We start from the raw sequence: 13,838 nt of genomic DNA, 5'->3' as shown, positions 1-13,838 counted from the left end.
CGCGTAGCGCGAGCCCGGAATCCATCAGGCGGCAGAGTTGGTGGATGAATGGATTCCGGGCTCGCCCTTCGGGCGCGCCGGAATGACGACGGTGGACTCACCGGTAGCAGTGGAAGCGATGGTAGCCGTCATAGTAGCCGCGGCAGCGGTAATGGCGGTGATGCGGAATGCCGAACACGCCCTCCACCGCACCCACGGCCCCGCCAACACCGGCGCCGACCGCGCCGCCAACGACGCCACCGACAGGCCCGGCGATCCGGTTGCCTTCGTAGGAGCCTTCCTGGGCGCCGCGCACGATGCCCTGGGCGTGGCCGGCTTGCGGCAGCGACAACAGCGCGAGCAGGATGGCGGCGGCTGCGAACAGCAGGCGGACGGGCAAACCGGCCGGCAATTGCGCGGCGGCGATACGGGCTTTGTTCATCTTCGGTCCCAAGGGAATTAAAGGGGAAAGGGCAGCGGAAGCCGCCCGTCGAGGGCAGCCAGGATCAACGCCTGAAGCGGCCGAATGGTTGCGCCTTTGTGACGAATTGTCGGCGTTGTGACTGCTTGGCACGCTCGCGAAAATGTCAGCGCCGCCGCCAGCCGCGCGGCACAAAGCGGCCTTGCTTACGCCCGGCATCGCGTTAACGATGGACGGCCAGTCCGCTGGAACGAAAGCCGGATTGCAGGCATATTGCACGCCGGGGGACGGAGAGCCGCGGCGCCTAGCGTGAACAGGCCGGAGGCCAGAACTCAAATGCGTTTCCCTCAAATGCGTTTCCAGATGCGTTCCTTTTTCATCGCTTTTTCCTCGTTGATGTTTTTGAGCGCGGGCGCCGCGCAGGCCAAGGTCGAGATCACCGTCGACAAGGACAATCAGCAGATGACCGTCGCCGTCGACGGCGTCGCGCGCTATCACTGGCCGGTGTCGACCGGCATCCCCTCGCGCGAAACGCCGGGCGGCGCCTTCCGGGCCTTCCGGATGGAAGAGGATCACTACTCCAAGGAATTCGACGACGCGCCGATGCCGCACGCGATCTTCTTCACCAAGGTCGGGCACGCCATCCACGGCACCGACTCGGTCGGCCGGCTCGGCTCGCCGGCGTCGCACGGCTGCGTACGGCTGTCGCGCCAGAATGCCTCGACGCTGTACGCGCTGGTGCAGCAGCAGGGCGTGCTCAACACCACGGTGACGCTGACCGGCTCGGCCCAGGTGGCTCTGGCCCGCAATCCGCGCGGCCGCGCCAATACTGCGGTGGCCCGCGCTCCGCAGCCGGCCGAAGAGCAGTACGCCACCTCGGGCGATCCCGTGAATCTCGCACCGCCGGCGCAGCCCGCCCGCCGCTACATGCCGCAGGACGACAATTACATCTATCCGGCCGACGGCAGTGACAACGGCACGCGCTATCCCGCGCCGCGCTCGGCCAGCCGCCCGCTGTATGACGCGCAGGTCTATCAACAGCAGCAGCCGCAGCAGTACTACAATCAAGGCTACGGCCAGCAGGGCTACTATCAGCCACAGCCCCGGCAATACTATCAGCCGCGCGGTTACTATCAGAACTGACGCTACCGGAACGCGGCGTTGCCGCGTTCGACGATCTTTCGCGCAGCATCGACGAAGGCGCGCGCGACCGGCTCGAGGATCTCGGGCCCGGTCGCGGCGAGATCGTCGGACGGCGTATGAAACGTCCGATGGCGCCCAGCCATGCCGAGGAAATTGGCGTAACCCGCCGCATGCACGTCGCGCAGCTCACCGACCGCCTGCTTCTCCGTCACCAGGCGTTTGGCCTCGACTTTTGCAAAAGCCTCGTCGGTCAGCGCGACGGCGGATTTGCTCAGCACGAGATAACGCTCTTGCTCGGGCCGATTGGTGCGGGCGCCTTCCGCGAAGGCATAGCAGGCGTTCGACGATCCGAAATGAATCCACGCCAGCGTGTCCTTCGGTGACGGCGCTCCGTGCTTCAAGAACAGCTCCATGCCGCCATGGCCGATCTCGTGGCCGGCGGTGGCGATGAAAACAAGATGCGCCGGCCATTTCTCGGCGGCGACGGTGCGCGCCAGCGCGAGAAAGTTGGCGATGCCGGGGCCGCGCTCGCAGACGCACGAGTACCAGCCGGTCATCGGCGTGGAGACGACGATGACCGGCCCACGGCCGGCTCCGATCTCGGCGATGACATTGCGGCCGACTACATCGCGCTCGTAATGGCCCTTGACGTCGAAGGTCACAGGCGCGCCTGAGGCGAGCGCGCGCTCGAACACCGCTCGCGATGCCGCACCGACCACGATCACCGGCACCGGCCAGGGCGCATCCTCCTGCGTGACGTTATAGGCGAAGCGGTCGTCGGCGGGATTGCCGATCATCAGCAGGATGGCCGCCGGCTTCCTTGCCGCGGCTTCCGCGATCGCCGCACGATGGGTCGGCCCCAGATACGCGCCGCGATCGAACGGCAGATCGAGCAGAAGGATCTTGCCGGTGACATCGCCATCGCGCGCGAGCGGCGCGGCGAGATGGAAGCTGGCCTTGTCTTCCGGCGGCCACCAGAAGGGCGTCGCCTCGACAGAGATGCCGGCAGCTTCGGCGCTGGCCCGCTCGACGACATATTGCCGCCCGAGCACGACGGGCTGGAAGCTGATTTCGAAACCCGCCTGCTTCATCTCGCCGGCGATCCAGTCGGCCGTCGCGCGATCGCCCGCGGAGCCGAAGCGGTGCAGACCGAAGGATGCATAGCGCGCCACATCTTCATAGAGGCTCGCACCCGAAAGCACATCCTTGGCCATCGCCTGTCCGACCATGAGAACCGCCATCGTTGCGATGAAGATAAGCCGCATAGGAATGGCTCCCTGAACCGTTGTTTTTTGAGAGCCAGTTTCCGCCTTCCCCGGCTGCCGTCAAGCACAAGTCGACCGCGACGCTGGACGAACCGGGCGAAGATTTCATAAGCTCCTCCTTTCACCCGGGCTGCGAACCCTGATGTCGTCACGTGCCGCAACAATCCTGATCGTGCTCTCGGTTCTCACTGCGGGACAAGCCATGGCCTTTGATCTCGAAGCGCATCGCGGCGGGCGCGCGCTGTTGCCGGAAAACACCCTGCCGGCTTTCGCGAACGCGCTGTCGATGGGCGTGGATACGCTGGAGCTCGACGTCGGCGTCACCGCCGATGGCGAGGTCGTCATCTCGCATGAACGCGGGCTCAATCCCGACCTCGCGCGCGATGCAGGTGGCGCCTATGTCGCCGCGCCCGGCACGCCGTTCGTGAAGCTGCGGTTGGCCAACGTCAGGACCTATGACGTCGGCCAGATCCGCCCCGACAGTTCTTACGCGAAGCAATTCCCCGACCAGCGGGCCGTGCCGGGAACACGCATTCCCACCCTGGGCGAGCTGTTCGCGCTGGTGCGCAAGGCCGGCAACACGCGCGTGCGTTTCAATATCGAGACCAAGATCGATCCAAACCATCCGGACGAATCGCTCGATCCGCGAGGCTTTGTCGTAAAGCTGCTCGGATTGATCGAGGCCGAGGGGTTTTCCGATCGCGTCATGATCCAGTCGTTCGACTGGCGGACCCTGCTGTTCGTCCAGCAACAGGCGCCCAACATTCCGACGGTGTATTTGACGCTCCAGCGCGGCTCGGGCCAGACGGTGTCGTTGGACAAGGCGACGAACTGGACGGCGGGTTTCAGCCCGGCCGATCACGGCGGCTCGCTGCCGCGGACGATCAAGGCTGCGGGCGGCACGGTCTGGTCGCCCTATTTCGGCGACGTGACCGAGGCGGTCGTCTCGGAGGCACACACGCTCGGACTGCACATCGTGGTCTGGACCGTCAACAAGCGTGAGGACATGGCGCGCATGATCGAGCTCGGCGTCGACGGCATCATCTCGGACAGGCCGGACCTGCTGCGGCAAGTCGCGGGCGAGAAGGGAATTGCGCTGCCGGCGGGAACGCCGGTCGTGCCGTAGAAGCCTTCCCCTTGTAGCCCGGATGGAGCGCAGCGAAATCCGGGAGCAGTGTCGCCACGCGGAAACGCCCCCGGATTGCGCTTCGCTCCATCCGGGCTACGAAGACGTCCCTACTCCCCGTCCCTCAACCGCCGGTACAGCGCGCCCAGAATATTGGAATAGTCGTCGGTCCAGACCCGCACCCGGTCGTCGGCTTCGGTCTGCTCCCATGACTTGGAGGAGGCGAGCCGGCCGACATCGGCGTCCTCGCGCGCGGAGATGACGACGTCGGTCGAGAAGATATAGTCGCCATCGCGGCCCGAGTCCTCGTTGAAGACCCAGCTCTTCAGATCGTTGGCATCGGCGATACTGACCACGACGGTCTCGAGATCGAGGTGCCGGTTGGAGACATGCATCACCACAGCGCCGTGCGGCGCCAGCTTGTCCTTGTAGATACTCATCGCCTCTTCGGTGGCGAGATGAATCGGGATCGCATCCGACGAATAGGCGTCGACGATGATCAGGTCATAAGCGCCGTCGGGCTCTTTCGCGAAGGTGAGGCGCGCATCGCCGATCACCGGCTTCAGGCCCGGCATGCAGCTCGATATGTAGCGAAAGTTCTTCGGGTCGCTCGCCGCGTCGACCATGGACTGGTCGATCTCGAAGAAGGTCCAGGTTTCGCCGGGCTCGGCGGCGCAGGCGAGCGTGCCCGATCCGACGCCGATTGCGGCGACCTTCAGCGGCGCGCCCTTGCGCTCGCGGATCGCGGTGATGGCTTGCCCGATGCCGCCGTCCTTGTGATAGTAGGTGATCGGCTCGGGCCGGCCAACGACCGGCGTGCCGTCATTGTTGCGGAAGCGCTCGGCGCCGTGGATCGTGGTGCCGTGCATCAGCACATGGAAATAGCCGCCAGGCGTCACCACGATCTTGTGCACGCCGAAAAAGCTGCGCACCGTCGTGACGCGGCCTTCGTCCGCCGGATAGGCCCGGATCAACGCCAGCGCGAGCGCGGCGGTGGCGAAGATCTTCCAGCGGCTGGCGTTGAGCGCGAGCGCCAGAAGTGCTGCGAGCACGCCTACGGCTCCCGCGACCCAGACGCGATGATCCTCGAACCAGGTCGAGAGATCGCCGGTCGTGTAAGACGGCGCCACCAGCGCCACTGCGAGCACGGCGAGTGCCAGCCAGTACCATCTGACGATGCCCGCCAGCCGCTCGTTTGCCGGCGGCCGGCACAGCGCGGCCAGCGCGACCAGGATCGGATATTCGGCGATCCAGGAGAAGGTGAATGGAGCAACGAGGCCGGCAAAGAGTCCGCCGACCATGCCGCCGAACGACAGCGCGACATAGAAACCCGTGAGATATTTGGCGGCCGGGCGTGTCCGCGCCAGCTCGCCATGGCAGGCCATGGCGATGACGAAGAAGCACAATTGGTGGCCGCCGAGGGTCAGCAGCAGATTCTGTTCGCCGCCGAAGGCCAGCAGGACGATGACGCCCGCGATCGCGACCGGCTGAAGCATCAGCATCCATTTGTGCGGCAGCAGCGGCCGCGACTGGAACACCACGACCCAGGTGAGCAGATACAGCGACAGCGGCAGCACCCAGAGCAACGGCGCCGCCGCGACGTCGGTCGAGATGTGCGCTGTGACGGCGATCAGCAGGCCGGACGGCACCGCGGCGAGGAAGATCCAGCGCAGCCGCGTCACCAGGTCCGGCGCGGGCGCATTGACGTCCTCGACTTTTGCGTCGACCACGGCCAGCTTCGGCGAACGCAGCAGCAGCGCGCCGCAGGCGGCAATCAGGAGGATCAGGAGGCCATAGCCAAGGGTCCAGAACCGGTTCTGCGTGTGCAGCGTGAACATCGGCTCCAGCAGGAACGGATAGGACAACAGCGCGAGGAAGCTGCCGATGTTGGAGGAGGCATAGAGGAAATAGGGATCGTGTCCGGCAGGATGGCCGGTGCGGACGAACCAGGCCTGCAGCAGCGGATTGTTGGCGGCGAGCGCGAAGAACGGCAGGCCGATCGAAACCACGAACAGGCCGAGCAGCCAGAATGCATAGCCGGAGGCCGGTGGATCGCCGTAGGCGGTGGCGATGCCGAGCGGCAGCGTGGCGAAGGCTGCGATCAGCAAGACCAGATGCACCGCGACCGGAACGATGCGATTCCTGATTTGCATCAAGAGATGCGCATAGGCATAGCCCGCCAGCAGCAGCGACTGGAAGAACACCATCGCCACCGACCACACCGCCGGCGAGCCGCCGAGCCGCGGCAGCACCATCTTGGCGAACAAGGGCTGCACCGAGAACAGCAGCAGCGCGCTGACGAAGATCGCGGCGGTGTAGACCGTCAGCAGCAGCCGATTGCGCGACGAGGACGGCTGCTCCGTGGCGGCGGGTTGCACGATCGAATCCATGGAAGCTCCGGCTGAACTCCGGCGGGCGCCGGACGCGCGCAATGGAGCACAAGGCGCATGAACGGGCAATAAAGGGTCTCGTGATGTTGCAGCGACGATTGCTTGATATACAGATGTCATTCCGGGTCTGGTCCTTCGGACCATCCCGGAATGACCGTGGAACATTTTGAATCCTTCATGACCGAAACCGACGTCATCATCATCGGCGCTGGCCATAACGGCCTTACCTGCGCGGCCTATCTCGCGATGGCCGGCCTGCGCGTGCGCGTCGTCGAGCGCCGCAAGGTGGTCGGCGGGGCCGCGGTCACGGAGGAGTTTCACCCCGGATTCCGCAACTCGGTCGCCGCCTACACGGTGAGCCTGCTCAATCCGCAGGTGATCCGCGACTTGGGCCTCGCTGAACAGGGCCTGCGGATCGTCGAGCGGCGCGCCCAGAATTTTCTGCCCGCGCCCGACGGCAGCTATCTGCTCACCGGCGAGGGGCGGACCAAGGAGTCCGTCGCGCGGCTGAGCACGCATGACGCAAGCGCGCTCGAAGGGTTCTCGCGCGAGCTGGAAGACATCGCCGACGTGCTCAGGCAGTTCGTGCTGCGTGCGCCGCCGAACCTGCTCGACGGTTTTGGCACGAACGCGATCCGCGAAGCGGTGAACGCGTTCCAGAGCGCCAACATCCTGCGTGGGTTGACGCTGGAGCAAAGCCGCAGCCTGCTCGACCTCTTCACCCGCTCGGCCGGCGAGATGCTGGACGAGCGCTTCGAGCACGATCTGGTCAAGGCGCTGTTCGGCTTCGATGCCATCGTCGGCAATTATGCCAGCCCGTACGCGGCGGGCTCGGCCTATGTGATGCTGCACCACGCCTTCGGCGAGGTGAACGGCAAGAAGGGCGTCTGGGGCCACGCCATCGGCGGCATGGGCGCGATCACGCAGGCGATGGCGCGCGCCGCGCAGGGCCGCGGCGTCACGATCGACACGGATGCGGGTGTGCGCGAGATCATCGTCGAGCGCGACCGCGCCGTGGGCGTGGTGCTGGACAACGGCTCGATCATTCGCGCGAAATATGTCGCGGCCAACGTCAATCCAAAGCTGCTCTATACGCGGCTGATCGCGGCCGACGCGCTGCCCGCCGACTTTCTCGCCCGCATCCGGCACTGGAAGAACGGCTCCGGCACCTTCCGCATGAATGTGGCGCTCGACCGCCTGCCCTCCTTCACCGCGCTCCCGGGCGACGGCGATCACCTCACCTCCGGCATCATCCTGGCGCCGAGCCTCGGCTACATGGACCGCGCCTATCTCGACGCGCGCGCGCTAGGCTGGAGCCGGGAGCCTGTCGTCGAAATGCTGATCCCCTCCACGCTCGACGACACGCTCGCACCGGCGGGCAAACACGTCGCGAGCCTGTTCTGCCAACACGTCGCGCCCGAACTGCCCGACGGACAATCCTGGGACGACCATCGCGAGGAGGTCGCCGATCTCATGATCGCGACAGTGGACAAATACGCACCTGGCTTCGCGGCAAGCGTGCTCGGCCGCCAGATGCTCTCCCCGCTCGACCTCGAACGGCAATTCGGCCTGTTGGGAGGCGACATCTTCCACGGCGCGCTGACGCTGAACCAGTTGTTCTCGGCCCGGCCGATGCTGGGCCATGCCGACTATCGCGGTCCGCTGAAGGGCCTCTATCATTGCGGCTCCGGCGCCCACCCCGGCGGCGGCGTCACCGGCGCCCCCGGCCATAACGCTGCGCAGGCGATCTTGAGGGATCACCGCTCGCCGTTCGGAAGCCGTGGATAGGTCTGTGGAAAGAGCTGTGGACAGGCTGTTGGCAAGTCTGTTGGCAACGCTGTGAGAAAGCAGTGGGCTGCCTGCGCGCGGCAGGCCCGGCGAGCCGCGTAAAAGGCGGTGGAAAAGCTGGGGATGAGTGGCGGGATAAAGCCGTGGACAACTTTGGGGAAACGAGTGGAGGGCCTGTGGGCATTCCGGGCCCCCAAAACGACCTCGCCCGCCGGGGGGCAATTCCCCGTGCGGGCAATCGTCAGGTAACAGCCTCTAAAGAAAAACAGCCCCCGCCGGAAAATGGGAGGCGGAAATTACTTCAAGGAACTGCTAATCGAACCGAACTTGTCGTTCATGCTGGTGCCCAGGCTGTTCACCACGGTGATGATCGCCAGCGCGATGCCCGCTGCGATCAGACCGTATTCGATCGCGGTTGCACCGGATTCGTCCGACCAGAACTTCAAAACCATGCTCTTCAAGACTCGCCTCCGTTTCAATTCCAAGATGCGTTGGCTGAATCCAACACCCGGAAATGTACGGGATACAACCTGCAGTCAGGTTAAATCGGAACCTGCAAGTTATGTGGAAAATTGGGAACAAAAGTCCCAAAAATTGAACTGACGGAACCCTAGGATGCAGCTTTCTCCCACTCATCGCGCCTGCTTTTCGATCGGCACCGAGGCCGCGGCCAAGCGCGTCGTCGACGTGCTCACGGAGGTCTTTTTCGACGGCGATGCGGCGGTCGCCGCCTTCGAGCGGCCGGACGGACAGTGGGACGTCACGCTCCATTTCGCCGCGGCGCCCGATCAGGCATGGCTGCGCGAACTCGTTGCAACGACTGCAGGAAACGACATCGCCGAAACGCTCATCTTCGACATTGTCGAAGCCAAGGACTGGGTCAAGGCGAGCCTCGAAGATCTCGTCCCGGTGCCGGCCGGGCGTTTCGTCGTGCACGGCAGCCACGACCGCGACCGCGTGGCGCCGAACAAGCTTGCCATCGAGATCGAGGCAGCGCTCGCCTTCGGCACCGGCCACCACGGCACCACGCGGGGCTGTTTACTGTTGCTTGACCACGTCCTGAAGAGTTCCCGGCCGAGGAGCCTGCTCGACCTCGGCACCGGCACCGGCGTGTTGGCCATCGCGGCAGCGAAAGCGCTGCATCGCGAGGTGCTCGCCTCCGACATCGACCCGCCGTCGGTGCGGGTGGCGGCCGAGAACGCGACGCTGAACCACGCCGGCGACCAGGTGCGGGTGATCCGCGCGACCGGATTTGCCGCGCCGGACTTTGCCAGATGCGGCCCGTTCGACCTGGTCCTGGCCAACATCCTTGCCAACCCGTTAAGGCAATTGGCCGGCCCGATGGCGCGGCACCTCGCGCCCGGCGCGCGCGTCATCCTCTCCGGCCTCTTGACCCACCAGGCCCCCGCCGTGATCGCCGCCTACCGCGCACGCGGCCTCGTGCCGGTGCGGCACCTGCGGATCGAGGGGTGGAGCAGCTTGTTGCTGCGGAAGGTGGGGTGAACCGCGTCCGCGGCGGTACTGCGCCCCCTCGCCCCGTTCTTACGCGGAGAGGGTTGGGGTGAGGGGCTGCCTCCGCAGCGACGGTGAGAGTTGGACTCGCGGAGAGTCCCCCTCACCCGGATTGCTTCGCAATCCGACCTCTCCCCGCAAGCGGGGCGAGGCGAACGAACACCGCCGCTACTCCGCCGGCTTCTCGTCCCGACGTGTCGCGCGCTTGCCCTGCAGGGCACGCCTGGCGCGGCGCTCGGCGAAACGGTCGATCATCTGGCTGATGAGGCCGCGCGGCTTCTTCGGTGTCGTTGCGGCCGGGGCGCGGTGGGCCGGCGGCGAAATCTTCTCAAACATGAACGCTGGCATCGTGTGTCCCCTCGCCGTTGAGATGAACCACCTGCTCGAATTTCCTTGTTATCCGGACGAAGCGCAACTGCTGCATCCTGTACTCCACTCAATTCGAATGGAACATTTTCAAGCACAGTCCGTGCCAAATGCCGCCCCCAAATGCGTCTACATTGCGGACCAGTCCTCATGATCCTAAACTGAGCCAATGTTCGAAGCACACTTCCAGACATTCGAAGAACCCGAGGCCGGCGTCGCATTGACGGCGCGCCTTGCCGCGCTCCGCGAGGAACTCGCCCGCCGCAAGCTGACCGGCTTCGTCGTTCCACGCGCCGACCAGCAGCAGAACGAATATGTGCCCCCCTCGGAAGAGCGGCTGGCCTGGCTGACCGGCTTTACCGGCTCGGCGGGATTGGCGGTGGTGCTGACGCATGAGGCCGCGATCTTCGTCGACGGCCGCTACACGATCCAGGCGGCCAAGCAGGTCGACGCAAAGGCCTGGGCGGTGGAATCGCTGATCGATCCGCCGCCGGAGAGCTGGGTGTCGACGCACCTGAAGGCCGGCGACCGCCTAGGATTTGATCCGTGGCTGCACACTTCTTCGGCAGCCGAGCGCCTCGCCGCAGCCTGCGCCAAGGCCGGCGCCGAGCTGGTCGCGGTCGACAACAACCCGGTGGACGCGATCTGGCAGGACCGGCCGCAGCCGCCGCTGGCCCCGGTCGCGGTGCACAGCCTGCAAAATGCCGGGATCGCCGAGGCCGAGAAGATCACGCAAATCAAAAGCGAGATCGCCAAGCTCGGCGTCGACGCGCTGGTGCTCTCCGACAGCCACGCCGTGGCCTGGACCTTCAACATCCGCGGCGCCGACGTCGCCCATACGCCGTTGCCGCTGTCCTACGCGCTGGTGCCGAAGGATGGCCGGCCGACCGTGTTCATCGACCACCGAAAACTCTCCAATTTGACGCGGGACCATCTTGAGCAGTCCGCCGACGTGCGCCAGCCCGATGCGATGGCGCCGACGCTGATGGCGCTGGCCAAGAGCGGCGCCGCGATCGCACTCGACAATGCCACCGCGGCCGACGCGCTCAGCCGGCTGATCGCAAGCGCCGGCGGCAAGCCGGTGCGCGGCAGCGATCCGATTGCACTGCTCAAGGCCGTCAAGAACGCGACCGAGATCAAGGGCACACGGACGGCGCACCGCCGCGATGCCGCGGCGCTGGCGCGCTTCCTCGGCTTCATCGACCGCGAGGCACCGAGCGGCAAGCTGACCGAGATCGATGCGGTCGAGGCGCTTGAGACGTTCCGCCGTGACACCGGCGCGCTGAAGGACGTCTCGTTCCCGACCATATCAGGCACCGGTCCGAACGGCGCCATCGTGCACTACCGCGTCACCCGCAAGAGCAACCGGCGCATCGCGCCGGGCGATCTGCTGCTGATCGATTCCGGTGCGCAATATGAAGACGGCACCACCGACGTCACCCGCACCATGGCCGTTGGCGAACCGACCGGCGAGATGCGCGACCGCTTCACCCGCGTGCTGCGCGGCCACATCGCGATCGCGCGCGCGGTGTTTCCCGACGGCACCACCGGCGCGCAGCTCGACACGCTGGCGCGGCAATATCTCTGGGCCGCCGGCATCGATTTCGAGCACGGCACCGGCCACGGCGTCGGCAGCTATCTCAGTGTGCACGAAGGACCGGCGCGGATCTCGAAGCTCGGCACGACGCCGCTGAAGCGCGGCATGATCCTCTCCAACGAGCCCGGCTATTACAAGACCGACGGCTTCGGCATCCGCATCGAGAACCTCGAGCTGGTGGTCGCCGCCGACATCGAGGGCGCGGAAAAACCGATGAACGCGTTCGAGACGCTGACCCTGGCGCCGATCGACCGCCGGCTGATCGATGTCGCGATGCTGGGCAAGGACGAGCTCGACTGGCTCAATGCCTACCACGCGCGCGTTCGCGCCGAGGTGCGGCCGGCGCTGGACGAGACGACGAAGGCCTGGCTCGATCAGGCCACGGCGGAGCTGAAGGCGTAGCGCGCATAGCGCCACGCGATTTGCGCACGGCTCCTTCGCCACCATGATTGTCATGCTCCGCGAAAGCGGGGCATCCAGTATTCCCGAGGCAGCAAACGTATGCGGAGAAGCCGCGGCGTACTGGATTCCCCGCTTTCGCGGGGAATGACACCTGTGATGTGGCACCAGCAACGCGCCCAATCGGTCGCCATCGTGCCCTCATCCTAACCGTCCCGAAATCCGAATAGCCGCATTCCGAAACGCCGATATCCGTCTTGTGCGAGCACGCTACAGTCGATTCGACTTCGAAAGACGGACGACTATGCACGGCATGATCAGCAGGCCGCCGGACGCGGCGACGAAAAACATCGCGACCTCGCGCGTGGTGTTGCTGCTGCTGGTCGTCATGACCGGGATCGCGCCGATCTCGCTCTACATCCTGGTTCCGGCGCTGCCCGTGCTGGCGACGACGTTCGGCCGCGACATCTCGATCGCGCAGATGACGGTATCGCTGTACATGGTCGGCATCGCACTGTCGCAGCTCATCATGGGACCGCTGTCGGACAAGTTCGGCCGGCGTCCGGTGCTGCTTGGCGGTCTCGCGCTGATGGTCGCGGCGAGCATCGCCTGCATCTTCGCCGAAACCCTGCCGCAACTGATCGCAGCGCGCTTCTTCCAGGCGCTCGGCGGCGCCTCCGGCATGGTGGTGAGCCGCGCCATCATCCGCGATATCTACGAGCGCGACCGCGTCGCCTCCATGATCAGCCTCGTAATCGCAGCACTCATGATCGGCCAAATGGTCTCACCGCTCACCGGCGGCCTGATCGAGACCGCATTCGGCTGGCGGGCGATCTTCTACGCCGTCACGATCGGCGCGATCGCGGTCGCAATCGGCATCGCGATCGCGCTGCCCGAGACCCGCCGCGATCGCGCCGTCGGCAGCGGCGGCTTTCGCAGCGACGTCGGCACCCTGATCAAGAGTCGCGCCTTCATCGGCTATGTGATGTGCCAGGTGCTGGCGTCGCAGATCATCTTCACCTTCGCCGGCGGCGGCCCCTACATCGTCGTGACGCAGATGGGCCGGACCAGCGCCGAATACGGCGCCTGGTTCGCAACCACCGGCTTTGCATATCTCGTCGGCAATCTGCTCTGCGTGCGCTTCGCGCCCAGGCACTCGCTGGAGAAGCTGATCTGGTTCGGGCTGGCCTTGCAACTCTGCGGCAGCCTGTTGAACCTGCTCTGGAGCTTCACCGGCTGGAACGAGGCACCGGCGTGGCTATTCGGCACGCAGATGATCGTGATGGTCGGCAATGCCTTCGTGATGGCGAATTCCGCCGCCGGCGCCATCAGCATCCGCCCTGAAGCCGCCGGCACCGCGTCAGGCGCGATGGGCTTCCTCCAGCAGGGCATCGGCGCGCTGATGTCGCAGTTCGGCGCCTATCTCGGCGGCCACTCCGCGACCACGCTGCCGCTGACCTCTGCGGTACTGGCGATCTCGCTGCTCTGCGCCTGCATGATGATCTTCGTCGTCCCCCGCCGCGAATTGGTGGTGAGCGAGGAGTTGATCGAGCAGGCGGAAGAGGAAGAGAGCGGGATGATGTGAGGAGCGCGCTGGGCGACGCTTTCTTCCTTCTCCCCTTGTGGGAGAAGGTGGCGCGAAGCGCCGGACGAGGGGTTCTATCCCCGAGTTCAAGCGTTGAGAGGGGTACGCGCTGAGAGAGACCCCTCATCCGACGCGCTACGCGCGCCACCTTCTCCCACAAGGGGCCTGTTGCGTTATCGGCTCTTGAGGCTGAAGACGTCAGGAGAGAAGGCCTTGGTCCCGGTAATTTCCTGCCAAGATCTGTAGTTGTCGCCCTCGGCGGGCGGC

At 65.6% G+C, this 13,838-nt stretch carries 11 protein-coding genes; 6 read left to right on the top strand and 5 right to left on the bottom strand.

Features of this window, described 5'->3' with window-relative positions; translation table 11 throughout:
- Positions 1 to 97: 97 nt before the first annotated feature.
- A complete protein-coding gene (locus OWC48_RS14105; protein ID WP_282520541.1) occupies positions 98 to 421 on the bottom strand; it encodes a hypothetical protein in 324 nt (107 codons plus the stop codon).
- A gap of 342 nt (positions 422 to 763) precedes the next feature.
- Here OWC48_RS14105 and OWC48_RS14100 point away from each other — a divergent pair, with 342 nt between their 5' ends.
- Entirely contained in the window at positions 764 to 1,543 is a 780-nt protein-coding gene (locus OWC48_RS14100) for a L,D-transpeptidase (protein WP_282520540.1), read from the top strand.
- A gap of 2 nt (positions 1,544 to 1,545) precedes the next feature.
- On the opposite strand, the gene OWC48_RS14095 is transcribed toward OWC48_RS14100, so the two are convergent.
- Positions 1,546 to 2,808, bottom strand: a complete 1,263-nt coding sequence (locus OWC48_RS14095) for a hypothetical protein (protein WP_282520539.1) — start codon at positions 2,806 to 2,808, stop codon at positions 1,546 to 1,548.
- Positions 2,809 to 2,950: 142 nt separating this feature from the next.
- Between OWC48_RS14095 and OWC48_RS14090 the strand changes: the two genes are divergently transcribed.
- Positions 2,951 to 3,934 (top strand): glycerophosphodiester phosphodiesterase, encoded by a 984-nt coding sequence (locus OWC48_RS14090; RefSeq protein WP_282520538.1) that lies wholly within the window; start codon positions 2,951 to 2,953, stop codon positions 3,932 to 3,934.
- A gap of 110 nt (positions 3,935 to 4,044) precedes the next feature.
- Here OWC48_RS14090 and OWC48_RS14085 read toward each other — a convergent pair whose 3' ends face one another.
- Positions 4,045 to 6,324 (bottom strand): fused MFS/spermidine synthase, encoded by a 2,280-nt coding sequence (locus tag OWC48_RS14085; RefSeq protein WP_282520537.1) that lies wholly within the window; start codon positions 6,322 to 6,324, stop codon positions 4,045 to 4,047.
- 177 nt (positions 6,325 to 6,501) lie between these two features.
- Between OWC48_RS14085 and OWC48_RS14080 the strand changes: the two genes are divergently transcribed.
- Positions 6,502 to 8,112, top strand: a complete 1,611-nt coding sequence (locus OWC48_RS14080; RefSeq protein WP_282520536.1) for an NAD(P)/FAD-dependent oxidoreductase — start codon at positions 6,502 to 6,504, stop codon at positions 8,110 to 8,112.
- Between the two features lie 296 nt (positions 8,113 to 8,408).
- Here the strand turns inward: OWC48_RS14080 and OWC48_RS14075 are convergent, their stop codons facing one another.
- The gene (locus OWC48_RS14075) at positions 8,409 to 8,564 is read right to left on the bottom strand and encodes a Flp family type IVb pilin (protein ID WP_404979767.1); all 156 of its coding nucleotides are present in this window, start codon (positions 8,562 to 8,564) and stop codon (positions 8,409 to 8,411) included.
- Positions 8,565 to 8,727: 163 nt separating this feature from the next.
- Here OWC48_RS14075 and OWC48_RS14070 point away from each other — a divergent pair, with 163 nt between their 5' ends.
- A complete protein-coding gene (locus OWC48_RS14070; protein ID WP_282520534.1) occupies positions 8,728 to 9,615 on the top strand; it encodes a 50S ribosomal protein L11 methyltransferase in 888 nt (295 codons plus the stop codon).
- A 177-nt stretch (positions 9,616 to 9,792) separates the two neighbouring features.
- Here OWC48_RS14070 and OWC48_RS14065 read toward each other — a convergent pair whose 3' ends face one another.
- On the bottom strand, positions 9,793 to 9,972 hold the full coding sequence (locus tag OWC48_RS14065; RefSeq protein WP_028147633.1) for a hypothetical protein: 180 nt from the start codon (positions 9,970 to 9,972) through the stop codon (positions 9,793 to 9,795).
- Positions 9,973 to 10,159: 187 nt separating this feature from the next.
- On the opposite strand from OWC48_RS14065, the gene OWC48_RS14060 reads away from it, so the two are divergent.
- Together OWC48_RS14060 and OWC48_RS14055 are read left to right on the top strand one after the other, a co-directional pair.
- On the top strand, positions 10,160 to 11,989 hold the full coding sequence (locus OWC48_RS14060) for an aminopeptidase P family protein (RefSeq protein WP_282520533.1): 1,830 nt from the start codon (positions 10,160 to 10,162) through the stop codon (positions 11,987 to 11,989).
- Positions 11,990 to 12,290: 301 nt separating this feature from the next.
- Complete coding sequence (locus OWC48_RS14055) at positions 12,291 to 13,571, top strand: multidrug effflux MFS transporter (protein WP_282520532.1); 1,281 nt, start codon at positions 12,291 to 12,293, stop codon at positions 13,569 to 13,571.
- Positions 13,572 to 13,838: the final 267 nt, after the last annotated feature.

The sequence above is a fragment of the Bradyrhizobium sp. Arg816 genome, assembly GCF_029989365.1.
GTDB lineage: Bacteria > Pseudomonadota > Alphaproteobacteria > Rhizobiales > Xanthobacteraceae > Bradyrhizobium.
The sequence above is the reverse complement of the archived record's forward strand: the minus strand, read 5'-3'. Positions and strand labels throughout refer to the sequence as shown.

Excerpts from the sequence above, each read along its gene's own strand:
- OWC48_RS14085 (WP_282520537.1), bottom strand. The coding sequence starts at position 6,324 with ATGGATTCGATCGTGCAACCCGCCGCCACGGAGCAGCCGTCCTCGTCG.
- OWC48_RS14105 (WP_282520541.1), bottom strand. The coding sequence starts at position 421 with ATGAACAAAGCCCGTATCGCCGCCGCGCAATTGCCGGCCGGTTTGCCC.
- OWC48_RS14075 (WP_404979767.1), bottom strand. The coding sequence starts at position 8,564 with ATGGTTTTGAAGTTCTGGTCGGACGAATCCGGTGCAACCGCGATCGAA.
- OWC48_RS14065 (WP_028147633.1), bottom strand. The coding sequence starts at position 9,972 with ATGCCAGCGTTCATGTTTGAGAAGATTTCGCCGCCGGCCCACCGCGCC.
- OWC48_RS14070 (WP_282520534.1), top strand. The coding sequence starts at position 8,728 with ATGCAGCTTTCTCCCACTCATCGCGCCTGCTTTTCGATCGGCACCGAG.
- OWC48_RS14100 (WP_282520540.1), top strand. The coding sequence starts at position 764 with ATGCGTTCCTTTTTCATCGCTTTTTCCTCGTTGATGTTTTTGAGCGCG.
- OWC48_RS14090 (WP_282520538.1), top strand. The coding sequence starts at position 2,951 with ATGTCGTCACGTGCCGCAACAATCCTGATCGTGCTCTCGGTTCTCACT.
- OWC48_RS14055 (WP_282520532.1), top strand. The coding sequence starts at position 12,291 with ATGCACGGCATGATCAGCAGGCCGCCGGACGCGGCGACGAAAAACATC.
- OWC48_RS14060 (WP_282520533.1), top strand. The coding sequence starts at position 10,160 with ATGTTCGAAGCACACTTCCAGACATTCGAAGAACCCGAGGCCGGCGTC.
- OWC48_RS14095 (WP_282520539.1), bottom strand. The coding sequence starts at position 2,808 with ATGCGGCTTATCTTCATCGCAACGATGGCGGTTCTCATGGTCGGACAG.
- OWC48_RS14080 (WP_282520536.1), top strand. The coding sequence starts at position 6,502 with ATGACCGAAACCGACGTCATCATCATCGGCGCTGGCCATAACGGCCTT.